The sequence below is a fragment of the Micromonospora sp. NPDC051543 genome, from assembly GCF_044454415.1.
Lineage (GTDB): Bacteria > Actinomycetota > Actinomycetes > Mycobacteriales > Micromonosporaceae > Micromonospora.
Map to the genome: position 1 here is coordinate 414,697 of NZ_JBITDT010000001.1, position 23,214 is coordinate 437,910.

Here is a 23,214-nt window from a genome sequence, read left to right on the forward strand (position 1 = left end):
CCCGGGAGCAGGGCCGGTCGGCGGGTCAGGCAAACGCTTTCCTGGGAGCGTAGGCGGCCTCCAGACAGCAGGCAAGGCCTTTCCTCGATCTATTCGACGCCAGCGGGACCGCCAGCTGGTGGCGTCACGCACGGTCGGCTTACCGCAAACCGGGCCCTACCTGAGCCCCGTACAGCACGGCTTCCCCGCACCCGGGGTGGATCATCACCCTGACGGTCCGAGCTGGACTCGTCGCGTCAGCCGGCAGCCGGATAGGTGTCGAGCAGGCCGCACATCCCCAACCGGCCGCGCTCGACGGGAGCGTCCACCGCGTACACGCCGGCCTCACCCAGATATCCGGAGTCGTCCCGCTCCAGGGCGTCCAACTGGGCGCCGGTGTCGGCCGCCGCCCGACCCGCACCGTCCGCCCACCGCCGCCGCCAGGCCGTCAGCAGCGGCCGGCGCAGCGCCACCGCCGCCGCGTGGAAGGCCGCCAGCGCCGCCGGACCGCCGGCCCGCAGCGCCTGGAAGCCGGTAACGGCGAGGTCCCGTCGACGGTACGCGCTCCGCACGTCCACCCCCGGCGCTCCCCCGTCCGGCAGCGCCGCGGCTTCCGCGTACGCCTCGGGGTCGGCCAGCACCTCGGGCGGGAAGGTCAGGACCGCGTCGCCGGCCTCGGGCAGGCCGCTGTTCTGCATGAGCACCACGATGGACAGACCGCCGCCGTTCACCAGGCGGTGCACGGTGCCCGGCTCGAACCAGACCACTGTGCCCGCCCGCAGCGGGGTCTCCCGGAAGCCCTCGCTGCCGAGGGTCTGCACCGCGCCCTCGCCGCCGGTCACCACGTACCCCTCGGTGCAGCACAGGTGCACGTGCGGGGTGCCGCCGACCACGCCGTCCGGCGCCGCCGTGTCGTAGACGCGCAGCCGGGACACTCCGATACCGCCGGGCAGCGCCGCGAAGCGTTCCGACATGGCCGGGCCTCCCTGCGGGAAAGGGCTTTCTCTGCGGTACGGTGACGCTAGCCGGCGCGGCGAAACGCCGTCAACAGACCGAGGGGGCGGGCCATGGCGACCCTGTCCGACGTGGCGCGGCGCGCGGGCGTCTCACCCGCCACGGCCTCGCGCGTCATCAACGGCAGCAGCAAGCCGGTCACCGACGAGCTGCGCGAGCGGGTGCTCGCGGCCGTCGCCGAGTTGCAGTACGTGCCGAACGCGCACGCCCAACTGCTGGCCCGCTCGCACCGCAGCGCGGTCGGCGTGATCGTGCACGACGTCTCCGACCCGTACTTCGCCGAGATCACCCGCGGCCTGCAACGCGTCGCCACCGACCAGGGCCGGCTGCTGATGATCTGCAACAGCTACCGCGACCCGGACCGCGAGCTGGAGTACGTGGAGCTGCTGCGCGGCCACCAGGTGGCGGCGCTGATCCTGGCCGGGTCCGGCTATCACGACGACGCCTTCACCCGGCAGCTCAACGAGAAGCTCGCCGCGTACGAGGCGACCGGGGGGCGGGTCGCGGTCATCGGCCGCCACGAGCACTCCGGCGACGCGGTCATGCCGGACAACCGGGCCGGCGGTCACCTCGCCGGCCGTGAACTCTGCGCGCTGGGCCACCGGGCGATCGGCGTGGTCGCCGGCCCGCGCATCCTCACCACCACCACCGACCGGCTGGCGGGGCTCCGACAGGCCCTGGCCGAGCACGACCTCGACCTGCCCGAGCGGCGCATCCGGTACGCCGAGTTCGACCGGGACGGCGGCGCGGAGGCCACCGCCCGGCTGCTCGACTCGGATCCGGAGCTGACCGCCATCGTGGCGCTCAACGACTCGATGGCCATCGGCGCCCTCGCCACCCTGCGGGCCCGCTCGCTCGCCGTACCGGCACGGATCTCCGTCATGGGCTTCGACGACATGCCGATCGCCCGCGACGTCACACCCGCGTTGACCACGGTGCGGCTCCCCCTCGTCGACATGGGGGTCCGGGCCATGTCGCTGGTGCTCGGCGCGGCGGCGCCGGCCCCCCGGGTCGAGGTGCTGCCGGCCGAGCTGATCCGGCGCGACACCGCCGGGCCGGCGCCGGGTCCACCACGCGCCAGGACGACACCCCGCGCCCGGCGGGCCAACGCCGCCTCGTGACAGGCCCGCAAATCCCGTTGTCCCCGCCAGCGTGTCCTGCGTAGCCTGCGCCGGTGTTGATTCGTGCGTTCGCCGACCAGGACTGGCCGCAGGTGTGGCCGATCATCGAGGACGTGGTCCGGGCGCAGGAGACCTTCGCCTACGACCCGGGGATGACCGCGCAGCAGGCGTACGCCCTCTGGGTGGAGGCCCCACCCGGACGGACCGTCGTCGCGACCGACGGTGATCGGGTGCTGGGCAGCGCGAAGATGGGGGCCAACCGTCCCGGGCCGGGCGCGCACGTCAGCACCGCCAGCTTCCTGGTGGCCGCCGACGCCCGCGGCCGGGGCGTGGGCACCGCGCTGTGCCGCGACGCTCTGACCTGGGCCCGCCTCGCGGGGTACGCCGGGATGCAGTTCAACGCCGTGGTGGAGACGAACCGGACGGCCGTCGAGCTGTACCGGCGGGAGGGCTTCGAGGTGGTCGGCACCGTGCCCGGCGCGTTCCACCACCGGACCCTCGGGCGGGTCGGCCTGCACGTCATGTACCGGGAGTTCTGACTCCCCGCCCTGCGGTGCCTCAGCCGCCGGTCGCGCCCACGGCCGGGGCCGGCCCGAGTCCCGGTGCGGTGGACGCCGGTTCGGCGCCCGCGCGGCGGATCGGGGTGAACAGCCCGCCGACCGCGACCAGCAGGCAGCCGACGCCGGCCACGAGCGCCACCGTCGGTACGCCGTACCGGCCGGCGGCCCAGGTCAGGATGGCCGCGCCGGCCGGGCCGAGGGCGTAGTGCGTGCTCCAGAACGCCGAGGTGACTCGGCCGAGCAGGTAGTCGGGGGTGATCTCCTGGCGCAGTGACATCGAGCAGATCCCGCCGACACTGACGCAGCACAGGTAGACGGCGGTCAGGGCGGTGACCGTCGGCACGGTCGTCGCGACGCCGACGCCCGCCACCGCGAACCCGCAGATCGCGTGCGCGCCGATCCAGGTGGCGCCGAATCCGCGTCGCCGACGCAGCGGCGCTACCAGCAGCGCCCCGGCGACCGTGCCCAGGGCCGCCAGGCCGAGGACGGTGCCGACCGTCCCCTCGGTGCCGCCGAGGTCGTGTGTCACGTGGTAGATCAGCACGTCGGTGAAGCCGTAGGTCAGGAAGATGAACACCGACAGCAGGACGGTCAGCGCGCGGAGCACGGGCTGCCGCCACAGGAACCGCGCGCCGGCCAGGAACTCGACCAGCGGGCGTTCCCGGGCCATCGGCGCGGTGTCGGCGGGCTGGGCGGTGCGCAAGCGGATCAGCCGCAGGCCAACGGCCGAGAGGGCGAAGCTGGCGGCGTTGACGGCGATGGCGACCGCCGGGCCGAAGCGGGCCGACACCACACCGGCGAGCAGCGGCCCGAGGACGGCGGTCACCGCGAACGTCGCCTGGAGCCGGCCGTTGGCCTCGGTGATCCGGTCGGCGTCGACGAGGTTGCGGACGGCGGTCACCGCGGCGACCTGGAACAGCATGCCGGCCGCCGCGCAGATCGGCAGCACGACGAAGAGCAGCCAGACCTGTGGGCTGATGAGCCAGACGAGCGGCACGAGACCGAAGAGGACCAACCGGACCAGGTCCGCGACGATCATCAGCCGACGCCGGTCGTACCTGTCGACCAGCACCCCGCCGAAGACACCGGCGATCACCGACGCGGCGCCCCCGACGGCGGTGAGCAGGCCCATCTGCGCGACCGATCCGGTCGCTTCGAGGACCAGCAGCGGCACCGCCAGGTAGGCGAACGCGTTGCCGGCCGCGGAGAGCGTCTGGGCGATCCAGTACGTGCCGAAGGCACGGTCGCGCCACAGTGGGGCCCGGCCGCCACGAGGCTCTGCGCTCATCCCGCCGAGGTTATCGTGCTCGACCACGGCGGTGGGTACGCGGACGGCCGCAGGAGCGAGTCCCGCGGCCGTCTCGAGGCGTACCCGAAAGGGTCAGCCCTGGCGCAGCGGCGCGAGCGCGGTGCTCCAGGCCACGACCTGGTCGAGGGTGGTGGTCAGCGCCGACAGGTGCTGGTCGCCGGGCTTGAAGGTGCTGAAGTTCTCGAAGTCGGTGTAGAGCGAGAGCGCGACCTGCGAGCGCACGTCGGCCATCTGCAGCTCACCGGCGATCAGGCGCAGGTGCTCGACGGCGCGGGCGCCACCGAGGGAGCCGTAGCTGACGAACCCGACGGCCTTGTTGTTCCACTCGTTGTAGAGGAAGTCGATGGCGTTCTTCAGCGCGCCGGAGGTCGAGTGGTTGTACTCGGGCGTCACCATCACGAAGCCGTCGAACGACGCGATGGTCTCGGCCCAGCGCACCGTGTGGGGCTGGCTGTACTGGCCCATCGCCGGCGGCATCGCCTCGTCGAGGTGCGGCAGCTTGTAGTCGAGCAGGTCGATCAGCTCGAACTGCGCGTCGGTGCGCTGCTGGGCGATCTCGTGGACCCAGCGGGCGACGGCTCCGCCGTTGCGCCCCGGGCGGGTGCTTCCGAGGATGATCCCGATCCTGGTCATGGCTGCGCCTTTCAGTAGTCCGAATCTGACCGCCGGAACGCTAGCCGCTGCTTGCTTCGTCAAGCAACTAACCGTCGTATGAGCACCCTCACACCCACCGTAAGCAATTGATCAATCAAGCAACTATGCTGGAGAGATGGCCGATTCCCGCCCGGAGGCGCAGCGACCCCTCGATCCCGACGAGGAGGCGCTGGTCCGCGCCCTGGGCCAGGTGATGTACGTGCTGCCACGCACGATCGATGCCGACATGGTCGGTGACCGGCAGTTGCCGCTGACCGAGTACACCGCGCTGATGAACCTCTCCGAGGCGCCCGAGCGGCGGATGCGGATGCACGAACTCGCCGCGGCCTGCCACCTGTCGCTGAGCGGCATGACCCGGACGATCATCCGGCTGGAGGGCCAGGGGCTGGTCAAGCGGGAACGGTGCGAGGAGGATGCCCGGGGCTGGAACGCGGTGCTCACCGACGCCGGTTTCGCCCGGCTCGAGGAGTCCTGGCCCAGCCACCTGGCAGCCGTACGCCGGCGGTTCCTGCGCCACTTCGAGGGTCTGGACCTGGCCGAGCTGGCGCGCGCGTTCCGTCGCGCGGGAACGGCCGACTGAGCGTCAGTCGACGGCCGGGGCCGGCTCCGCCTGTTCGACCTGCTGGATGAGTTGCTTGAGGTGGGCGATCTCGTCGCGAAGGGCCGCCTGACCGGCAGCGGTGAGAGTCACCCAGGTGCGTGGGCGCTTGCCCTCGTAGCCCTTCTCGATCCGGATCAGCTCGGCCTTCTCCAGGACGGTCAGGTGCTGCCCCAGGTTGCCCGCGGTCAACTGCAGGGTGGTGCGCAGGAAGCCGAACTCGACCTGGCGGGCCTGGTGCGCGATGGCCAGGATGCCCAGTCGGACGCGCTGGTGGACCACGTCGTCCAGGCCGCTGGTGGGGTGGTCGGTCATCGCCGCGGAACCTCGATGCGCGGCCGGAACAGGGCGAAGGCGGCACTGCCGAGCAGCAGCAGAGCCGCCGAGACGAGCAGGTGCGGCAGGAAGAACCACGGCGAGGTCGAGTGGATGACCTGGCTGCCCTGCACCATCACGATCACCAGGTAGACGAGGCTGTACGCCAGCAGCGCCCAGTTGCGTTCGACCCACGCGAGCACCAGCAGCGCCAGTGCGATGACCGCGACGGGACTGGCCAGTCCGTTGACGAGCCACGCCGCCGGCCCGACCTCGATCTCGACCGGGTCGGTGGAGAAGGGGTCGGCGGGGACGGGCAGGAGCGGGTGGAACGTCAGCCAGATCGACACGGCGGCCATCAGCACGGCCAACGCGACGCCGACCAGGACGTAGGGGCGGATCGGGGTGCCCACGCCACGGAGTCGGGACTGCCGCACGTAGAAGCCGGCGATCGCCACGTACGCGAGCACCAGCGCGACGGTCCAGTACCCGAGCTCCGCCGGATTGGGCTGCATGCAGACCGTCTGCTGCTCGCGGGATCGGCAGGTGTCGAACAGGTCGAGGTAGGGGGCGTACCGGTAGACGGGTATCGCGGCCAGGGTGACCACCGCGAGGACCAGCAGCGCGAACCAGGTGCCGCGCTGGGCGACCTGGACCTGTCGGGTCAGGTCGCGCACGGAGGCCAACAGCTCCCGAGGGCCGTCCGCCTGCGGAGCGGATTCGTGTGTCATGAAGTTAGCTTTGCATTACAGACCTATCCGCGCAAGAGAGTTCGCGGACCGCGTCCAGAGAGCACCGGGGGCGTGTGTCGACATCCTCGGCTCAGGATGTCGACACACGCCCCGGTCGGGACGAGCCCGTGCGGTGACTGCCTAGGCGTTGGCCACCAGCCGCCAGCGGTTGTCGTTGGTGCCGTTGTCCGAATCCTGCACCGCCTGCGCGCCCCGGGCGGTGGAGTTGTTCAGGATGCCGAGCAGCTTGCCGCTGTTCACGTTGCGGATCTTGTAGGTGCCGTCGCCGTTGTTGACCAGGGTCCACCGGTGGTCGGCGGTGCCGTTGTCCGACCACTGCAGGACGCGGGCGCCGTCGGCGGTGGACATGTTCTCCACACCGAGGACCTTGCCGCTGTTGACGTTGCGGAACCGGACGGCGTCGCCATCGGTGATCATGACCCAGTTGTGGTCGGCGGTGCCGCTGTCGTCCCACTGCAGGGCCAGCCCGCCGTCCGCGGTGGACATGTTCTGGATGCCGAGGACCATCCCGCTGCCCACGTTGACCAGCCGGTAACTGCCTCCGCCGCTGCTGGTGCTGGTGTTCCAGTACACCGTGTAGTTGTAGCCGTGGGCGTCCTGGAACGGCGCGAGGTTGACGGTGGAGCCGTTCGCGGTGGCGGTGAACGCGAGCGAACTGGTGCTGGTCCGCGCGATCGACGAAACCACCAGTGACGGCAGCGAGTTGAGCGTGGTGTTGCCGTAGTTGCCGCAGAGCACGCTCGGGCCGTACGTGACGGCGGCGACGCTGGGATTGTCGTTGGCCGCCCGCATGACGACCCGCATGGGCAGTCGTACGGTGATGGTGTCGCCGGCGGCCCAGGTGCGGGTGACGGTGGCGTAGCTGCCCGGCGTCGTGGTGACCGACTCGGCCACACCGTTGACGCTGATGGTCGCGCCGCTCGTCCACGCCGGGATGCGCACCCGGATGCTCCACGACCCGCTCATCGTGCCGGAGAGCGTGAGCGTGCTGGTGTCGCTCACCGGGTACGTGGTGTTCTGGGTGACCGTGATCCCCCGCTGCGACCAGTTCAGCTCGGACGACACGAAGAGGTTCACCGTGAGCGTCGTGCCGCTGTAGAAGTAGACGGAGTCCATCAACTTCGTGTTGATCTCCAGACCGGTGCCCTGGCAGCACCAGAACGAGTTGTAGTCGGTGCTCCAGGTGCCACCGCCCCACGCCGGGCCCACACCCCGTCGACCCCCGGGCTTGAGCGGGGTGAAGTAGGTGATGTGACCGCGGCTGTCGGCCGGGTTCTGCGCGCCGATCAGGTGGTTGATCATCGCGCGCTCGTAGAAGTCGAAGTAGTCGGTCCGGTTCGGGTCGAGCAGCCACAGCTCACGCGTCAGCTTGAGCATGTTGTAGGTGTTGCACTGCTCGCAGGTGTCGTTGCTCAGGTAACCGGCGATGGCGTTCGGCGCGCGGAAGTGCTCGGCCTGGCTGTTGCCGCCGATGACGTAGGAGTGCGCGCCCACCGTGATGTTCCACGCGTTGCTGGCGATGTCCCGGTAGCGGGTGGTCCCGGTGGCCTTGAACTCGCGGGCGGCGCCGATCCACTTGGGCACCTGCGTGTTGGCGTGCAGGCCGTTGAGCTGGTCCTGGTTGTTGGCCAGGGGGTTGAACACCGCGGCGTGGTCGAACCGCTGGGCGGTCGTGAGCCACCGGCTGTCACCGGTCATCTGGTAGATGTCCGTCAGCACGTCGTTCATGCCGCCGAATTCGGTGCCGAGCATCGACTGCATCTGGCTGGAGCTGAGCCGGGACGTGCGGGTGTCGACCCAGCCGGCGAGGGCCAGCAGCACCGTACGGGCCTGGGTGTTGCCGGTGTAGCGCCAGACGTCGAGCAGGCCGGCGAGCGTCTTGTGGATGCAGTAGTACGGCACGTTGCCGTTGGACAGGGTCCGCGCCTCGAGCGCGGAGAAGTCCGACTCCGGGAAGCCGGAGAGGTAGCCCGCGCCGAACCCGGCCGCGCCGTTGTTCGCCTGGCACTTGGCCATCTCGGCGACCATGTAGTTCGCCTTGTCCCGGCAGGTGGTGTCGCCCAGCACCGCGTAGGCATGGGACCACGCGGTCAGGAAGTGCCCCTGCATGTGCGTACGGAACGGAAAGTTCGGCGCGTCCCACCCACCGTTGGTAGCGGCGCCGTTGGTGGACAGCCGGTGGTTGGCGCGGAAGTTGTAGAGCATCCGGTCGACGTCGACGAAGCGCAGGTAGTTCAGGGTGCGGTTCTGGTTGTCCAGCCAACGGCCGCTGGTCAGTCGTACCTGACCGGGGTCGAAGGCGTAGGCCGCGACGCCGATGTCCGCGCGCGCTGGCGGGACCACCGCGGCGGCGGCGGGGCCGGCGCCCAGCGTCGCGGCGCCGGTCGCGGAGACCACGGCGGTGGCGCCGGCGGCCTGCAGAACGCGGCGTCGGCTGAGGGGCAGGGACGACATGGGACCTCCAAATGAGCGCAACCGGCGATGGGGCGGCAACCGGGCGGGACGGGCTCGGCAGGATGCAGGGGTCCGAACGTTAGCGTTCACATCCGTGTTCGGCATGTTACGGCTGGACTACGCACAAATTCAAGGTTCTAACTATTACGGCTCCCTGTGCACCACGGCTGAGCTGCCAGATCAGGCGGGGCGACGCGGGTGCGGTAGAGGGCTTCACCTCGTGTTATCGATAACACCGGTGGATCTCTGCACAGTGCGGTCGCCGTCGGAGCGCATCGAAACGGGGTGCGCGCCGACCGGTGTCGCTGGTGGAATCTCGGGATGGAGCACGGTCTTGTACGTCCCCCGAAGGCGCGCCCCGGCGACCGCATCGCGGTCCTGTCGCCGTCCTTCGCCGCCGCCGGCGCCTTTCCCGAAGTCCACGAGCAGGCCATGCGCCGGCTCGCCGACCTGACCGGCCTCGTCCCGGTCGAGTACCCCACCACCCGCACGGTCGGCGCGAGCGCGCGGGCCCGCGCGGCGGACGTCAACGCCGCCTTCGCCGATCCTCGGGTACGCGCGATCCTGGCCGTCGTCGGCGGCGACGACCAGATCACCGTCGTCCCCCACCTGGACGCCGACCTGGCCCGCGCCGACCCGAAGCCGTTCCTGGGCACCAGCGACAACACCAACCTGCACCAGTGGCTCTGGGGACTCGGCATCGCGAGCTTCTACGGCGGGTCGTCCCAGGTGCACCTCGGCCCCGGTCCCGCCGTGGACGACATCCACGCCCGCTCGCTGCGCGCCGCGCTGCTCACCGGCGAGCGGTTGGAGATCACCGATCCCGGCGAGTCCGAGGATGTCGGGATTCCCTGGGACGATCCGCGGGCGTTGCAGTCGTTCGGGGAGCGCGAGCCGACCGAGCCGTGGAGCTGGCACGGTCCACGCCGTACGGTCACCGGCCCCACCTGGGGTGGCTGCCTGGAGGTCCTCCAGTGGCTCCTCACGGCCGGGCGCTTCCCGTTCGGACCGGAGGTGCTGCGGGGCGGCGTGCTGATCATTGAGACGTCGGAGGAGCTGTTGCCCGCGCGCGAGGTCGGTTGGATCGTCCGCTCGCTGGGTGAGCGCGGTCTCCTGGCCGCCGTCGACGCGGTCCTGGTCGCCCGTCCCCCGGTCTCCGACTTCGACCGCCGGCCCGACGCCGGGAAGCGGGCACGGCTACGCGAGCAGCAGCGCGACACGGTCGTCGACGTGGTGCGCCGCTACAACCCGGAGGCGGTGGTCTGCGTCGGCGTGCCGTTCGGTCACACCAGACCGCAGTGGATCCTCCCGCACGGCGGCCCGGTCACCGTCGACGGTGTGCAACGGCGGATCTTCGCCGACTACCGGTAGCCGGCGGTTGCTCCGCGTCCCGGCCGGCGGCCGGGACGCGGAGTGGGGCGTCAGCCGGCCGGGGCGTGGGCGGCCAGCGGATTGGTGAGGGTGCCGACGAACTGCAGGGCGGCCGACGGATCGGCCAGGTCGATCATCTGCTGGTTGTCGCGCAGCTGAAGGCGGTTGAGGCAGGACAGCGCGAACTCGGGAGCGAACAGGTCGTAGTGGCGTACGCGCTCGGCCAGGTGGGGCACCCGCGCGAAGTAGTCGGCGGCACAGTCCGCGACCGTGCCCCAGAACGCGTCCTCGGTGAGCACCCCGGCCTCGACGAGGACGGCGTTGAGATGGCGCAGGAAGCAGTCAACCACGTCGGTGAAGATGGTCAGCAGCTTGGTGTCGTCGGGCACCTCGACCCGGACGCGCTCCACCTCGGCCGGCAGCTCGACGTCGGCGCTCAACACCGCGATCTCCTCGGCGATGTCCTTGAAGATCACCCGCTGGACGGTGTCGTGCTCGTCGAGGACCAGGATCACGTTCTCGCCGTGCGGCATGAAGGCCAGGTCGTGGGCGTAGAAGCTGTGCAGCAGCGGGGTCAGGTAGGCGTCCAGGTAGCGGCGCAGCCACACCTCGGGCGCGAGGCCGGACCGGTCGATCAGCGCCGCCGCCAGCGAGCCGCCATCGTCGTCGACGTGCAGCAGCGCGGCCATCGTGGACAGTCGCTCCCCCGGGGCCAGACCCGGCACCGGGCTCTCCCGCCACAGGGCGGCGAGCATCTTGCGGTACGGGGAGGTCCGCTCGGTGGCCGCCTCGTACTGCCGGTGTCGGTAGCCGACCGCGGCCCGTTCCCGGATGACCGTCAGGCCCGTGCCGGCCAACACCTCGTCGTTGGCGATCAGATCGGCCAGCCAGTCGTTGATGGCCGGCGTGGCGGCCATGTACGCGGCCGACAGCCCGCGCATGAAGCCCATGTTCAGCACCGACAGCGCGGTCTTGACGTAGTGCCGGCCGGGCTCGCTGACGTTGAAGAAGGTACGGATGGACTGCTGCGCCAGGTACGAGTCGGGGCCGGGGCCGAGGTGCACGAGCCGCCGTTCGGCCAACTCACCCGCGAACGTCACCGCCAGCTTGTTCCACCACTGCCAGGGGTGCGCCGGGATGAGGTGGTAGTCGGCGAGATCGAGCCCGAGGTCGGCCATCGTGGCCGCGAACCCGGCCCGCGTGTCCGCGTCCAACTCGCCCTCGACGAGCGTGTCGTAGTCGAGGTCGGTGGCGCTGCTGAACGTCGAGTGGTCCCGGTGCGCGGCCAGCCACTCCAGGCGTACCGGCGTGGCGGTTTCCGGGGCGTAGCGGTGGTACTCGTCGACCCCGAAGCCGAGGCGGCCGTTGTTGGCCACGAAGCAGGGGTGGCCCTCGGTCATGGACGTCTCGATGGTCTGGAAGTCCGCGCCGGCCAGCTCGGCGGCGCCCGGCGCACCCTGGGCCAGCTTGTACGCCGTACCGGCCAGGGTGGAGGTGATCTCTTCCAGGTAGACGGGCAGCACCCGAGCGGAGAGCCCGAGAGTGCCGCGCAGCTCGACGATCAGGTCCACCGCGTCGGGTGGCAGCGCGGTGCCGTCGCGGTGCCGGGTGATGCTGTCCGCGTCGATCTGCCAGTGCGCCAGGGCGAGCACCCGGGCGGCGAACCGGTAGGTGACGGATTCGTCGTCGCTGCGGACCTCGTACCACTGCCGGTCGTCGGGGCCCGGCACGGGCGCCGGGGTGAGCAGCCGCTCGTGGGTGAACTCGGCGAGCGCCTTGCGGACCAGCATCCGGTTGGCCCGCGCCCAGCGCTGCGGGGTGAGGTGCGCGACCGGGTCGCCCGGGACGGCCGGGCCGGCGACGGTCGGCGAGGTGGGGACGGCGGTGGTGGTCACGCCGGGGCTCCTTCTGCTGCGGTGGCGGCGGCCGGCTCGGTGGCGGCCTGGAACTGGGCGCGGGTGCAGGCGCTGAGCAGCGCCTCCTTCTCCGGCTTGGTGATCGGGCCGACGACCTCGAACCCGACGGCGGCGTTCAGCGCGTGCACGGCCGTGTTGCGCACGTCCGGCTCGACCACCACGCGCACGGTCGCCGGGTCGGCGAAGAGCCAGGCCATGACGGTACGGATCACCGCGCGGGTGAAGCCGTGCACCGGCGTACCGGCGGGCGCGCACAGGAAGTGCATGCCCACGTCGCCGGGTTGGTGGTCGTAGAGGCCGACCAGCTCCACGTGGGCCGGGTCGTAGCGCTCGGCCAGGAACGCCGGACTCCCCCGCCACAGGCCCAGGTACGCGTCGTGGTGCGGGTGCGCGGCGATGCGCCGGTACTCCTCGACGACCTGGGCCTCGTCGGTGTCCTGCATCAACCAGAACGCCGACTTCGGGTGGGTCACCCAGCCGTGCAGCACCCCGGCGTCGCCCTCGGGATCGAGGGTACGCAGGGCGAAGTCCCCGAGCCGGTCGTCGGCGCGGGTGAAGACCACGCTCACGACACCACCCCGAACTCCTGGAAGGTGATGCTCTTCTCGATCGGGTAGTGCTCGCGGCCGAGCAGCTCGCGGATGATCCAGGAGTTGCGGTACGCGCCCATGCCCAGGTCGGGTGAGGTGATGCTGTGCGTGTGGGTGCCCGCGTTCTGCAGGAAGATGCCCCGCCCGTCGTGGTCGATGCTGTAGTTGCGGGCCACGTCGAAGCGGCCGTGCGCGTCCCAGCGGATGCGCTCACGCACCGGTTCGAGGAACGTCGGCACCCGGTAGTGGTAGCCGGTGGCCAGGACCAGACCCTCGGTCCGCAGGGTGAAGTCCCGCTCCTGCTCCACCTGCCGCAGCCCGAGCGTGTACTCCCCGTCGTGGTGGGTGGCGTCGACCAGCTCCGTGTTGGTGATCAGCCGGGTGTTCACCGGACCGTCGACGCTGTGCGCGTAGAGCAGGTCGAAGATGTCGTTGATCAGGTCGGCGTTGATCCCCTTGAACAGGCCCTTCTGCTCGGATTCCAGCCGGTAGCGGGTCTCCTCGGGCAGCGCGTGGAAGTAGTCCACGTAGTCCGGTGAGGTCATCTCCAACGTCAGCTTGGTGTATTCGAGGGGGAAGAACCGGGGCGAGCGGGTGACCCAGTTGAGCTGGTACCCGTACCGACCGATGTCGCCGAGCAGGTCGTGGTAGATCTCGGCGGCGCTCTGCCCGCTGCCCACCACGGTGATGCTGCGCCTGGTCCGCAGCGCGTCCCGGTGCTCCAGGTAGCGCGAGTTGTGCACGGCGTCCCCGGCGAGCCCGGCGACGGCGGCCGGCAGGTGCGGCGGCGTGCCGGTGCCGAGCACCAGGTGTCGCGCCCGGTACTCGACGCTCTCGGACCCGCCGGTGGTGGCCCGCACCACGTACCGCCCGTCGGCGCTGTCGTACTCCACGGTGGTCACCGTCTGGCCGAAGCGCAGGTTCGGCAGCTTCGCCGCCGCCCACCGGCAGTACGCGTCGTACTCGCTGCGCAGCGGGTAGAAGCTCTCCCGGATGTAGAACGGGTAGAGGCGGCCGATCTCCTTGAGGTAGTTGAGGAACGAGTACGGGGAGGTCGGATCGGCGAGGCTGACCAGGTCGGCGATGAACGGGGTCTGCAACCGGGCCGACTCCAGCAGCATGCCGGGGTGCCAGGCGAGGCTGGGTCGAGCCTCCAGGAACACCCCGTCCAGCTCGTCGATCGGCGCGGTGAGACAGGCCAGGCCCAGGTTGTACGGGCCGAGCCCGATAGCGACGAAGTCGTGGGTGGACATCTTCTTCTCCAGGCGGGGGTTCGGGGTCAGCCGACGGGGCAGGTCAAGTCGGCGGCGACGGTGTCGCGCACGTACCGCCCGGCGTGGCCGGCGATCAGTTCGAGGACGTGGCCGACGTCGGCGACGGTCGTGGCCGGGTTCAGCAGCGTGAACTTGAGGAAGTGCCGGCCGTCCACCCGGGTGGCGGCGACCACGGCGAGGCCGGAGGCGGCCAGCGCCTCCCGGGCGAACAGGTTCGCGGCGTCGGCCAGCTCACGGCCCGGACCGGTGGGCAGATAGCGGAAGACCACGGTGCTCAACTGCGAGCGGGTCACCACCTCGAAGCGGGGGTCCTCGCTGACGAGTTGCCAGGCGTCGGCCGCGGCGTCGACCACCTCGTCGAAGAGTTCGCCGAGCGCGTCCGGGCCCATCACCCGCAGGGTCAGCCACAGCTTCAGCGCGTCGAAGCGGCGGGTGGTCTGCAGGCTCTTGTCGACCTGGTTGGGAATCCGCTGCTCCACCATCCGTGCCGGGTTGAGGTAGTCGGCGTGGTAGGTGGCGTGCCCCAGCGTCCGCCGGTCCCGGACCAGCAGCGCGCTGGAGCTGACCGGCTGGAAGAACGACTTGTGGTAGTCGACGGTCACCGAGTCGGCGCGTTCGACGCCGTCGAGCAGGTGCCGGCGCGTCGGCGAGACGAGCAGACCGCAGCCGTACGCGGCGTCGACGTGCAGCCAGACACCGGTCTCCGCGCAGACCTCGGCCAGGTCCGCGAGCGGGTCGATGGAGCCGAAGTCGGTGGTGCCGGCGGTCCCGACGACGGCCATCGGGACCAGTCCGGCCGCCCGGCACCGGGCGATCTCCTCGCGGACGGCGGCGGGCCGGATGCGTCGCCGCGCGTCGGTGGGCACCGCGATCACCGCGTCCGGAGCGAGGCCGAGGAGCTTGGCGGACTTCTGGACGCTGAAGTGCCCGGCGACGGAGGTGAGCACCCGCAGGCGGGGCAGCAGGTCCAGGCGTGCCGCCGGGGTGGTCGCGGCGAGGCACGCCTCCTCCCGGGCCAGCAGCAGCGCCTGGAGGTTGGACTGGCTGCCGCCGCTGGTGAACACTCCGTCGGCGTCCGGGCCGAGACCGATCCGGGCGGCGGTCCAGTCGATCAACCGTCGCTCGATGAGCGTCGCGCCGGCACTCTGGTCCCAGGTGTCCAGGGAGGAGTTGACCGCGCTGAGCACCGCCTCGCCGAGCAGCGCCGGAATGACCACGGGACAGTTCAGGTGGGCCAGGTAGCGGGGGTGGTGGAACCAGACCGCGTCCCGCAGGTAGACGCCCTCCAGCTCGTCCAACGCCGCGCCGGCGTCGCCCAGGGGCCGGTCCAGGTCGACGCTGTCGACGAGGGGCGCCAGCTCGCCCGGAGCGATTCCGGTGGTGGGCCGGTCCACCGTGGCGACCCGCCGGGCGACCCGGTCGACGCCGTCGGCGATCACGCGCCGGTACTGCTCGACCGATCCGTCGTGCAGCAGGTGGGCACGCGCCGCGGCCGACGCCCGGGTCGGTGGTGGGGCGGCCAGCGCGCTGCTCGGCACGGGCGGGTCGGTCTCGCCGGGGTACGTCGGCACGGTCACGGGATGTCCTTCCACGTTCTGACGATGGGCAGCCGGAACCCTCCCCCGGCGCGTGCGCGCACCGGGGGCCGTGCTGCGTTGGGTGGTGTCGCCGGTCAGGCGGTGGCGCCGGCCAGCGCCTCGGCGCGCAGGTCCTCCTCGGAGAGCCCGCACCGCCAGTAGCCGGCGAAGGTCACCCGTCGACGGTCGAAGCCGCGCTCGCCGACCAGGTGCCGGCGCAGCGCCCGCACCACGCCGGACTCGCCGGCGATCCAGGCGTACGGCGTGACGGCCGGAAGTCGAGCGGCGCGCAGCGCGCTGACCAGCAGGTCGCTCCCGGGCGCGGTGCTGCCGCGCACGATCCAGCGGATCTCGGCGTCGGCGGCGGTGGGCAGCTCGGTGATGTCCGCCGCGTCCGGGACCTCGATCCAGGCGCGGACCCGGGTGCCGGCGGGCAGCCAGGCCAGGATCCCGGCGGTGGCCGGCAGCGCGGTCTCGTCGGCGGCCAGCACCACGAGGTCGGTGTCGTCCGGTGGCCGGAAGCAGACGCTGCGGTTGTCGTGGACCGCCGGACCGAGCAGCAGCACCCGGTCACCGGACACCGCCAGGCTGGCCCACCGCGAGGCGGGACCGGTGCCGCCGTGGCCGACGAAGTCGATGTCCACCTCGCCGACCGCCGGACGGTGCTCCCGGATGGTGTACGAGCGCATGACCGCGCGGACGTCCGGCGGGAGGGCCCGCCAGGCGCCGAACCAGTCCTCGCCGCGCTCGACCGGGACGACCGGGGCGTCCTGACCCGGGTGCGGCAGGAACAGCGAGACGCTCTGGTCCCGGCCGCCGCCGGCGAAGTCGGCCAGTTCCGCGCCGTCGAAGGTGACCCGGATCAGCGAGGCGCCGACCCGACGGGCCCGCACCACGTGCGCGGCGAAGAAGCGGTACTGCAGGGTGACGGGTTCGACGGTGCTCGTACTCATGGCGTCAGCCGACCTTCTTCGCGTTCCGGATGGCGGTGGCGAGGTTCTCCAGCAGCGGCGCGGAGCCGGCGTACGAGAAGCGGGGCACCGCGTCCCACGGCGTCACCTGGTTGGCCCGCACGGCGGGCAGCTGCGCCCAGGTCGGCTTGGCGGCGAGGTCCTTGGGCTGCAACGCGGTGCTGCGGTTGTCCAGCAGGATCAGGTCGGCGGGGAACTTGCCGGCGTTCTCCCAGCTCAGCGCCTCGAAGTAGTCGCCGGCTTCGAGCTTGGTCGGCACCACGATCTCGACGCCCAGCTCGGCGAAGTACATGAGGTCGGTGCTGACCTTGGGGTTCGACACGTAGAACAGGTCGGGGCTGCCCGAGCAGGCCATCACCCGGATGCCCGGGTTGGCCTTGACCGCCTGGCGGACGGCGTCGGCGGCGGCGTCGAAGCGGGCCTTCGCGTCGGTGACCTTCTTGGCCGACAGGTCGGCCCCGAGCGACTCTGCCAACGCGGCGTACCGCTCGATGGGCTTGGTCATCGGCACCCGCGCGGTGGTGATCGCCACGCTGGGCGCGAGCGGGAGGATCTTGTCCTTGCTCTCGTCCGGCACGTACCAGAGGGCGTCCGGGTCGTACATGTGCGTGACCAGCAGCTCGGGGCGCAGGGCCGCGTACTTCTCCAGGCTGAACTCGCCCCACACGTTGCCGAGGATCTCGACGGACTCCACGTTCAGGTCACCGGCCTGCGGGTCCTTCGTGCCGTCGGCGCGCTTGGTCTCGCCGAACACACCCACGAGCTGCTTATCGAGACCGAAATCGACCAGGGCCGCCGCCACGCCGGTGAAGGCCACCACGCGCGCCGGACGGGCCGCCGCCTCGACCTTCCTGTTGCGGTCGTCGGTGAACGACCAGGGGCCGGCGGCGTTGTCGCTGCCCGAAGGTTTGGCGTTGTCGTCCTTGCCGCAGCCGGCGAGCAGCGCGGCCAGTGTGGCAGCGCCGCCAGCGGCCAGCAGGCCACGACGGGAGAAGCGACGGGCGGACAGTGCATCGGGCATGGTGTCGTCTTTCGATCAAAGGAAGGCCGGGGTCGACCGGGACAGCGGGGTTAGGTTAGCCTAACCTCGCTCGTTGTCAACAGCGGTTCGCCGTTTCGCCACACCCCGGAGCCCACACTGGACGCCACACCCACCGTCACCAGCCCGACACCATCCGTGTCGGACGTGTCGACGGCACCCGCACCGAAGCGACGCCGGGCGACCCGCGCCGCCGGCCTGCTCGCCGCCGTGGCGCTGCTCGGCGTGATCCTGGTGCTCAGCATCGCGGTCGGCGCGAAGTCGCTGCCGCTCGCCGACGTCTGGTCCGGGCTGCTGCACCGCGACGCCACCGAGTACGCCGTGGTGCACCGGATGCGCCTGCCCCGCACCCTGCTCGGGCTGCTCGCCGGCACGGCGCTCGGCGTGGCCGGCGCCGTGATGCAGGCGCTCACCCGCAATCCCCTCGCCGACCCCGGGCTGCTCGGCATCAACGCCGGCGCGTCCGCCGCCGTGGCCACCGCCGCCGCCTTCCTGGGCGTCACGGCCATCGGCGGGTACGTCTGGTTCGCGCTGCTCGGCGCGGCCCTGGTCACCGCGCTGGTCTATGCCGTCGGCGGTGGGCGCGGCGCCACCCCGGCCCGGCTCGCGTTGGCCGGTGCGGCGCTCAACGCCACCCTCTACTCGTTCGTGAGCGCGGTCATGCTGCTGGACACCGCCTCGCTGGACCGGCTGCGGTTCTGGACGGTCGGTTCGCTGGCCAGCGCGGACGCAGCGACGGTGGCCCGGGTGACGCCGTTCATCCTGGTCGGCCTGCTGGTCGCCCTCGGCGCGGCCCGTCCGCTGAACGCCCTCGCGCTCGGTGACGACGCGGCCCGGGCGCTGGGCGCCCGACCGGCGGTGATCCGGGCCGCCGTGATCGTCGCGGTGACCCTGCTCTGCGGCGCGGCGACGGCGGCCTGCGGTCCCATCGTCTTCGTCGGCCTGCTCGTGCCGCACCTGGTACGCGTGCTCACCGGGCCCGACCTGCGCTGGCTGCTGCCGTACTGCGCGGTGCTCGCGCCGGTCCTGCTGCTCGGCGCCGACGTGCTGGGCCGGGTGCTCGGACGCCCGGGCGAACTCCAGGTCGGCATGGTCACCGCCGTGCTGGGCGGCCCGCTGTTCCTCTGGCTGGTCAGCCGCTCACGGGTGGCCCACCCGTGAGCGCGCGTACCCGCGGTGGCGCGCCGCGAAGCGGGGCGGCGACATGACGGTCATCCGTACCCCCGGTGGGTTGTCGGTGCGGTTCCGCCCCCGGGCCCTGGCCGTCGGTCTCGGCGCGACGCTGCTCGCCGCCGGGCTCTCGCTGGTCGCGATGGGCAGCGGCGACTACCCGATGGGCCCGACCGACGTGCTGCGCGTCCTGACCGGCGGCGGCAGCGTGGCGGAGCAGTTCATCGTGACCGAGCTGCGCCTGCCCCGACTGGTCACGGCCCTGCTGGTCGGCGCCGCGCTGGCGTTGGGCGGCACGCTGTTCCAGTCGCTGGTCCGTAACCCGCTGGGCAGCCCGGACATCCTGGGCTTCACCCAGGGCGCGTCGACCGGCGCGCTGGTGGTGGTCGTCGTGGGCGGCGGGAGCCTGGCCCTGGCCGGCGCGGCGGTCGTCGGTGGGCTCGCCACCGGCCTGCTGATCTACGCGCTCGCGTGGCGGCGGGGCGTGCACGGCTACCGCCTCGTCCTGGTCGGCATCGGCGTCGCCGCGATCCTCACCGGCGTCAACGGCTACCTGCTGACCCGCGCCCCGCTGATGGACGCCGCCCGCGCGGTGCTGTGGCTCACCGGCAGCCTGGACGGACGGGGTTGGGCCAACGCCGGGCCGCTGTTGGCCGTCACCGCCGTGCTCACGCCGCTGGTGCTCGTCGGTTGCGCGCCGGCGCTGCGGATGATGGAGCTGGGCGACGACACGGCCAGCGCGCTCGGCGTGCCGGTACGCCGGACGCGCCTGGTGCTGCTCGCCGCGGCGGTGCTGCTCGTGTCGTTCGCGGCGGCGGCGGCCGGTCCCGTGTCGTTCGTGGCGCTCGTCGCGCCGCACGTCGCGAAGCGGCTGACCCGCGCGCCCGGGCCGAACCTGCTGCCCTCGATGGCGGTCGGCGCGGCCCTGCTGGTCGGCGCCGACCTGGTGGCCCAGCGCGCGTTCGCCGGGCATCAGCTTCCGGTCGGCGTGGTGACCGGCGTGCTCGGCGGCGGCTACCTGGTCTGGCTGCTGGCCGTCGAACGCCGGGCGGGCCGGCTGTGACCAACTGTGAACAAGGAGCACCCATGACCTCCCGCCTTGGCGGCAGAGCGCTGACCCTCGCCTACGACCGGCGCACCATCTCCGAGAACCTCACCGTGGCGGTGCCCGACGGGTCCTTCACGGTGATCATCGGACCGAACGCGTGCGGCAAGTCGACGCTGCTGCGCGCGCTGTCGCGGATGCTGCGCCCGAGCGCGGGCGCGGTGCTGCTGGACGGCCGGGACATCCACGACCAGCCCGCCCGCAAGGTGGCCCGGACCCTCGGCCTGCTGCCCCAGACGTCGATCGCGCCGGACGGGATCGGCGTCGCCGAGCTGGTCGCCCGGGGTCGCTACCCGCACCAGGGGCTGCTGCGCCAGTGGTCGCGCGAGGACGAGCGGATCGTCGACGAGTCGATGGCCGCGACCGGGGTCGCCGACCTCGCCGACCGGCCGGTGGACGAGCTGTCCGGCGGCCAACGGCAGCGCGTGTGGATCGCGATGGCGCTGGCGCAGCAGACGCCGCTGCTCCTGCTCGACGAGCCGACGACCTACCTCGACATCGCCCACCAGATCGACATCCTGGACCTGTGCGCCCGGCTGCACGAGGAGCAGGGCCGTACGCTCGTCGCGGTGCTGCACGACCTCAACCACGCCGCCCGGTACGCCACCCATCTCATCGCCATGCGCGACGGTCGGGTGGTGGCCGCCGGCGACCCGCGCGAGGTGGTGACCGCCGACCTGGTGGCCGAGGTGTTCGGGCTGCCCTGCCGGGTGATCGACGACCCGGAGACCGGCACCCCGCTGGTCGTACCGGCCGCCCGCCGACGCGCGACCGAAACGGCATGACGGCGCGACTGTTCCGCGACCCGTGGGGCGTGCCGCACGTCCGCGCCGACGACCCGCTCGCCCTGGCCACGGCGCAGGGTCGGGTGACCGCGTACGACCGGGCGTGGCAGATCGAGGTCGAGCGGCACCGGTCGCAGGGCACCAGCGCCGCCTTCCTCGGCGTCGACGCGCTCGGCTGGGACCGCTTCGCCCGGCAGGTGCGGCTGGACGACACCGCCCGCCGCGCTCACGCCAACCTGGACGCGGCGACCGCCGAGTGGGTGGGCGCGTACGTGGCCGGGGTGAACGCCGGCCTCGCCGCCGGGGCGGCCCGCGCGCCGGAGTTCGCCGCCGTCGGCCTCGCACCGGGCCGGTGGGAGCCGTGGACGCCGCTCGCGGTGTGGCTGGGGCATCACATCCTGTTCGCGGGGTTCCCCGGCAAGCTCTGGCGCGAGCACGTCGCGCGCTGTCTCGGCCCGGCGGCGGTCGAGGCGTTCGCCACCGACGGGCCGGCGATCGCGGGCAGCAACGGGTGGTTGCTCGCCGGTTCCCGCACGGCCAGCGGCGCGGCGCTGCTGGCCGGCGACCCGCACCGGATCCTGGAGGACCCGGGCGTCTACCAGCAGATCCGGCTGGCCTGCCCGGAGTACGACGTGGTCGGCCTGGCCGTGCCCGGCGTGCCGGGCATCGCACACTTCGGGCACGCCGGCCCGGTGGCGTGGGCGATCACCAACGCGATGGCCGACTACCAGGACGTCTACGTCGAGCGGCTGCGCCGGCACGACACGGGTGTACGGGCGCTCGGCCCGGACGGCTGGCGGGAGGCGTCCGTCCACGTCGAGACGATCGAGGTGGCCGGCGCGGACCCGGTCGAGGTGGAGGTGGTGGAGACCGACCGGGGCCCGGTGATCGCCGGCGGGCCGGACGACGAGACGGCCCTGAGCCTGCGCTATCCGCCCCGGGTCACCGGCGAGCTGGGCTTCGCGGCGATACCGGAGCTGCTGCGGGCCCGTAGTGTGTCCGACGTGGACTCTGCTCTGCGGCACTGGGTGGAGCCCGTCAACGTGGTGCAGGCGGCCGACACCGCCGGTGGTCTGCTGCACCGGGTCGCGGGGGTGGTGCCCGTGCGGCACCCGGACAACGGCCGCCGGCCGGTCCCGGCATGGGAGGCCGCGTACGCCTGGCAGGGCTGGTACGCGCCGGTGCCTCGGGCCGAGGTGGCCGACCGGGCGGTGATGGCCAACGAACGCGGGCTGTCCGCGCCGCTCGGCGTCGAGTTCGCCCCACCGCACCGCGCGCACCGGATCGCCGCTCTGCTCGACGCCGGCCGTGACTTCACCGCCGCGGACATGACGGCGATCCACACCGACACGTACCTCGGTTCCGCCGGGGCGCTGCTGGGGGTGCTCGACGCGGTGACCGGGCTCGGTCCGGCCGCCGCCGCGCTGCGCGACCGGCTGCTGCGCTGGGACCGGCGGATGGACGCCGACAGCGTGGACGCCGCCGAGTTCGCCCTTCTGCGCGCCGCCGTCGTACGCCGGATCGCCGACCACCCGGCCCTGGCCGCGCTGGCCGAGCCGCCCGCGTACCCCGAGGTGTTCGCGCCCTGGTTGGCGCTGCGGGCGCGGGTCGGTTACGCGCTGGAGCACCTGCTGGGCGCGGCCCCGCTGCCCGGCCTCGACGTCGCGGCGGTGGTGCGCGCGGCGGCCGAGGAGGTCGCGGCCGCGACGGACGGCACCGTGCGCTGGGGCGACCTGCACCGGCTGACGACCTGGCGGGCGCTGCCCGACCCGGACGCCGCGCCCGGCCCCCGCCTCGACGGCGACCACGACTGCGTGCTGGCCACGTCGAGCGTGCCCGGGATCACCCACGGATGCTTCCGGGGGCCGGCCGCGCGGTACGTCTGGGACCTGGCCCGGCGGGAGGACAGCCGGTGGGTGGTCCCGTCGGGCGCCGACGGGGTGCCGGGCGACGAGCACCACCACGACCAGCGGTCCGCGTGGCTGGCCGGTGAGCTGCTGCCGGTGACGACCGACTGGGACCGCCTCACCGAGGAGCCGGATGAGCACTGACCGACAGCACTACCGACGCGACGTCCCGGGATTCGGTGTGGTCACCATCCGGCCGGTACGCCCCGACGACGACGCCGACCTGCTGCACGGTTGGGTCGCCGCCGACCGGGCCCGGTTCTGGGGGATGCGCGACGCCAGCCGCGAGCGGGTGCGCGAGATCTACGCGTACCTGGATTCGCTGGACACCCACCACGCGTACCTGGTGCACCGCGACGGCGTGCCGGCGGCGCTGGCGCAGACGTACGAGCCCGGGGCCGACCCGGTCGGCGACTGCTACGAGGTACGTCCCGGCGACGTCGGCGTCCACCTGCTGATCGGCCCCGCGGCGACCGTCGAGCGGGGCTTCACGGGCGCGCTGTTCGGCGCGATCCTGGCGTTCGTCCTCGCCGACCCGGGCCGGCTGCGGGTCGTCATGGAGCCGGACGTACGCAACGACCGGATGCACCGGCGACTGCTGCGCAGCGGCTTTCGTCCCGGCCCGGAGATCGAGCTGCCGGAGAAGAGCGCGCGGCTGTACTTCCTCGACCGGCCGGAAGGCACCGACCTCGCGACCGGCTGAGCCCACGACGGCGACGGCCGCCGGCCGGGATGCGGGCGCACCCCGACCGG

At 72.4% G+C, this 23,214-nt stretch carries 21 protein-coding genes; 9 read left to right on the forward strand and 12 right to left on the reverse strand.

What is annotated here, in order from left to right:
• Positions 1-236: 236 nt before the first annotated feature.
• Positions 237-953, reverse strand: a complete 717-nt coding sequence (locus tag ACIA3K_RS01995) for a cupin domain-containing protein (protein WP_396798503.1) — start codon at positions 951-953, stop codon at positions 237-239.
• 93 nt (positions 954-1,046) lie between these two features.
• On the opposite strand from ACIA3K_RS01995, the gene ACIA3K_RS02000 reads away from it, so the two are divergent.
• Positions 1,047-2,114: a LacI family DNA-binding transcriptional regulator gene (locus ACIA3K_RS02000; protein ID WP_396798504.1), complete on the forward strand. Its 1,068-nt coding sequence runs from the start codon at positions 1,047-1,049 to the stop codon at positions 2,112-2,114.
• A gap of 53 nt (positions 2,115-2,167) precedes the next feature.
• On the forward strand, positions 2,168-2,653 hold the full coding sequence (locus ACIA3K_RS02005; RefSeq protein WP_396798505.1) for a GNAT family N-acetyltransferase: 486 nt from the start codon (positions 2,168-2,170) through the stop codon (positions 2,651-2,653).
• A 19-nt stretch (positions 2,654-2,672) separates the two neighbouring features.
• Here the strand turns inward: ACIA3K_RS02005 and ACIA3K_RS02010 are convergent, their stop codons facing one another.
• The gene (locus ACIA3K_RS02010; RefSeq protein ID WP_396798506.1) at positions 2,673-3,962 is read right to left on the reverse strand and encodes an MFS transporter; all 1,290 of its coding nucleotides are present in this window, start codon (positions 3,960-3,962) and stop codon (positions 2,673-2,675) included.
• A gap of 93 nt (positions 3,963-4,055) precedes the next feature.
• Positions 4,056-4,616, reverse strand: a complete 561-nt coding sequence (locus ACIA3K_RS02015) for an NADPH-dependent FMN reductase (protein ID WP_396798508.1) — start codon at positions 4,614-4,616, stop codon at positions 4,056-4,058.
• A gap of 136 nt (positions 4,617-4,752) precedes the next feature.
• Here ACIA3K_RS02015 and ACIA3K_RS02020 point away from each other — a divergent pair, with 136 nt between their 5' ends.
• Entirely contained in the window at positions 4,753-5,217 is a 465-nt protein-coding gene (locus ACIA3K_RS02020; protein WP_396798509.1) for a MarR family winged helix-turn-helix transcriptional regulator, read from the forward strand.
• 3 nt (positions 5,218-5,220) lie between these two features.
• Here the strand turns inward: ACIA3K_RS02020 and ACIA3K_RS02025 are convergent, their stop codons facing one another.
• The 3 genes from ACIA3K_RS02025 to ACIA3K_RS02035 all read right to left on the reverse strand — a co-directional run bounded on the left by ACIA3K_RS02025 (position 5,221) and on the right by ACIA3K_RS02035 (position 8,756).
• A complete protein-coding gene (locus tag ACIA3K_RS02025; RefSeq protein WP_396798510.1) occupies positions 5,221-5,550 on the reverse strand; it encodes a winged helix-turn-helix domain-containing protein in 330 nt (109 codons plus the stop codon).
• Positions 5,547-6,281, reverse strand: a complete 735-nt coding sequence (locus ACIA3K_RS02030) for a hypothetical protein (protein WP_396798512.1) — start codon at positions 6,279-6,281, stop codon at positions 5,547-5,549. The genes ACIA3K_RS02025 and ACIA3K_RS02030 overlap by 4 nt, the downstream gene beginning before the upstream one ends.
• Positions 6,282-6,422: 141 nt before the next feature.
• A complete protein-coding gene (locus tag ACIA3K_RS02035; protein WP_396798513.1) occupies positions 6,423-8,756 on the reverse strand; it encodes a beta-L-arabinofuranosidase domain-containing protein in 2,334 nt (777 codons plus the stop codon).
• Positions 8,757-9,077: 321 nt separating this feature from the next.
• Here ACIA3K_RS02035 and ACIA3K_RS02040 point away from each other — a divergent pair, with 321 nt between their 5' ends.
• A complete protein-coding gene (locus ACIA3K_RS02040; protein WP_396798515.1) occupies positions 9,078-10,127 on the forward strand; it encodes a S66 peptidase family protein in 1,050 nt (349 codons plus the stop codon).
• A 50-nt stretch (positions 10,128-10,177) separates the two neighbouring features.
• Here the strand turns inward: ACIA3K_RS02040 and ACIA3K_RS02045 are convergent, their stop codons facing one another.
• The 6 genes from ACIA3K_RS02045 to ACIA3K_RS02070 all read right to left on the reverse strand — a co-directional run bounded on the left by ACIA3K_RS02045 (position 10,178) and on the right by ACIA3K_RS02070 (position 17,476).
• Positions 10,178-11,917 (reverse strand): IucA/IucC family protein, encoded by a 1,740-nt coding sequence (locus ACIA3K_RS02045; protein ID WP_396798805.1) that lies wholly within the window; start codon positions 11,915-11,917, stop codon positions 10,178-10,180.
• A gap of 101 nt (positions 11,918-12,018) precedes the next feature.
• The gene (locus ACIA3K_RS02050) at positions 12,019-12,612 is read right to left on the reverse strand and encodes a GNAT family N-acetyltransferase (RefSeq protein ID WP_396798516.1); all 594 of its coding nucleotides are present in this window, start codon (positions 12,610-12,612) and stop codon (positions 12,019-12,021) included.
• Positions 12,609-13,886 carry a lysine N(6)-hydroxylase/L-ornithine N(5)-oxygenase family protein gene (locus ACIA3K_RS02055; protein WP_396798517.1) on the reverse strand — a complete coding sequence of 426 codons (1,278 nt, stop codon included), beginning with the start codon at positions 13,884-13,886 and terminating at the stop codon, positions 12,609-12,611. The genes ACIA3K_RS02050 and ACIA3K_RS02055 overlap by 4 nt, the downstream gene beginning before the upstream one ends.
• A 26-nt stretch (positions 13,887-13,912) precedes the next feature.
• On the reverse strand, positions 13,913-15,484 hold the full coding sequence (locus ACIA3K_RS02060) for a pyridoxal phosphate-dependent decarboxylase family protein (protein WP_396798518.1): 1,572 nt from the start codon (positions 15,482-15,484) through the stop codon (positions 13,913-13,915).
• Positions 15,485-15,579: 95 nt separating this feature from the next.
• The gene (locus ACIA3K_RS02065; RefSeq protein WP_396798519.1) at positions 15,580-16,437 is read right to left on the reverse strand and encodes a siderophore-interacting protein; all 858 of its coding nucleotides are present in this window, start codon (positions 16,435-16,437) and stop codon (positions 15,580-15,582) included.
• Between the two features lie 4 nt (positions 16,438-16,441).
• Positions 16,442-17,476: an ABC transporter substrate-binding protein gene (locus ACIA3K_RS02070; RefSeq protein ID WP_396798520.1), complete on the reverse strand. Its 1,035-nt coding sequence runs from the start codon at positions 17,474-17,476 to the stop codon at positions 16,442-16,444.
• A 228-nt stretch (positions 17,477-17,704) separates the two neighbouring features.
• On the opposite strand from ACIA3K_RS02070, the gene ACIA3K_RS02075 reads away from it, so the two are divergent.
• The 5 genes from ACIA3K_RS02075 to ACIA3K_RS02095 are packed head-to-tail and all read left to right on the forward strand — an operon-like array spanning position 17,705 to position 23,164.
• A complete protein-coding gene (locus ACIA3K_RS02075; RefSeq protein ID WP_396798807.1) occupies positions 17,705-18,655 on the forward strand; it encodes a FecCD family ABC transporter permease in 951 nt (316 codons plus the stop codon).
• A 43-nt stretch (positions 18,656-18,698) separates the two neighbouring features.
• Complete coding sequence (locus tag ACIA3K_RS02080; RefSeq protein ID WP_396798521.1) at positions 18,699-19,727, forward strand: FecCD family ABC transporter permease; 1,029 nt, start codon at positions 18,699-18,701, stop codon at positions 19,725-19,727.
• 23 nt (positions 19,728-19,750) lie between these two features.
• Positions 19,751-20,554 carry an ABC transporter ATP-binding protein gene (locus ACIA3K_RS02085; RefSeq protein WP_396798522.1) on the forward strand — a complete coding sequence of 268 codons (804 nt, stop codon included), beginning with the start codon at positions 19,751-19,753 and terminating at the stop codon, positions 20,552-20,554.
• Positions 20,551-22,605: a penicillin acylase family protein gene (locus tag ACIA3K_RS02090; RefSeq protein ID WP_396798524.1), complete on the forward strand. Its 2,055-nt coding sequence runs from the start codon at positions 20,551-20,553 to the stop codon at positions 22,603-22,605. Before ACIA3K_RS02085 ends, ACIA3K_RS02090 begins: the two co-directional genes overlap by 4 nt.
• The gene (locus ACIA3K_RS02095) at positions 22,595-23,164 is read left to right on the forward strand and encodes a GNAT family N-acetyltransferase (protein ID WP_396798525.1); all 570 of its coding nucleotides are present in this window, start codon (positions 22,595-22,597) and stop codon (positions 23,162-23,164) included. Before ACIA3K_RS02090 ends, ACIA3K_RS02095 begins: the two co-directional genes overlap by 11 nt.
• The last annotated feature ends 50 nt before the right edge of the window (positions 23,165-23,214 follow it).

Coding starts and splice junctions, on each gene's coding strand:
- ACIA3K_RS02045 (WP_396798805.1), bottom strand. CDS start 11,917: ATGCTGGTCCGCAAGGCGCTCGCCGAGTTCACCCACGAGCGGCTGCTC.
- ACIA3K_RS02090 (WP_396798524.1), top strand. CDS start 20,551: ATGACGGCGCGACTGTTCCGCGACCCGTGGGGCGTGCCGCACGTCCGC.
- ACIA3K_RS02035 (WP_396798513.1), bottom strand. CDS start 8,756: ATGTCGTCCCTGCCCCTCAGCCGACGCCGCGTTCTGCAGGCCGCCGGC.
- ACIA3K_RS02000 (WP_396798504.1), top strand. CDS start 1,047: ATGGCGACCCTGTCCGACGTGGCGCGGCGCGCGGGCGTCTCACCCGCC.
- ACIA3K_RS01995 (WP_396798503.1), bottom strand. CDS start 953: ATGTCGGAACGCTTCGCGGCGCTGCCCGGCGGTATCGGAGTGTCCCGG.
- ACIA3K_RS02065 (WP_396798519.1), bottom strand. CDS start 16,437: ATGAGTACGAGCACCGTCGAACCCGTCACCCTGCAGTACCGCTTCTTC.
- ACIA3K_RS02020 (WP_396798509.1), top strand. CDS start 4,753: ATGGCCGATTCCCGCCCGGAGGCGCAGCGACCCCTCGATCCCGACGAG.
- ACIA3K_RS02085 (WP_396798522.1), top strand. CDS start 19,751: ATGACCTCCCGCCTTGGCGGCAGAGCGCTGACCCTCGCCTACGACCGG.
- ACIA3K_RS02070 (WP_396798520.1), bottom strand. CDS start 17,476: ATGCCCGATGCACTGTCCGCCCGTCGCTTCTCCCGTCGTGGCCTGCTG.
- ACIA3K_RS02030 (WP_396798512.1), bottom strand. CDS start 6,281: ATGACACACGAATCCGCTCCGCAGGCGGACGGCCCTCGGGAGCTGTTG.
- ACIA3K_RS02095 (WP_396798525.1), top strand. CDS start 22,595: ATGAGCACTGACCGACAGCACTACCGACGCGACGTCCCGGGATTCGGT.
- ACIA3K_RS02055 (WP_396798517.1), bottom strand. CDS start 13,886: ATGTCCACCCACGACTTCGTCGCTATCGGGCTCGGCCCGTACAACCTG.
- ACIA3K_RS02025 (WP_396798510.1), bottom strand. CDS start 5,550: ATGACCGACCACCCCACCAGCGGCCTGGACGACGTGGTCCACCAGCGC.
- ACIA3K_RS02040 (WP_396798515.1), top strand. CDS start 9,078: ATGGAGCACGGTCTTGTACGTCCCCCGAAGGCGCGCCCCGGCGACCGC.
- ACIA3K_RS02080 (WP_396798521.1), top strand. CDS start 18,699: ATGACGGTCATCCGTACCCCCGGTGGGTTGTCGGTGCGGTTCCGCCCC.
- ACIA3K_RS02010 (WP_396798506.1), bottom strand. CDS start 3,962: ATGAGCGCAGAGCCTCGTGGCGGCCGGGCCCCACTGTGGCGCGACCGT.
- ACIA3K_RS02015 (WP_396798508.1), bottom strand. CDS start 4,616: ATGACCAGGATCGGGATCATCCTCGGAAGCACCCGCCCGGGGCGCAAC.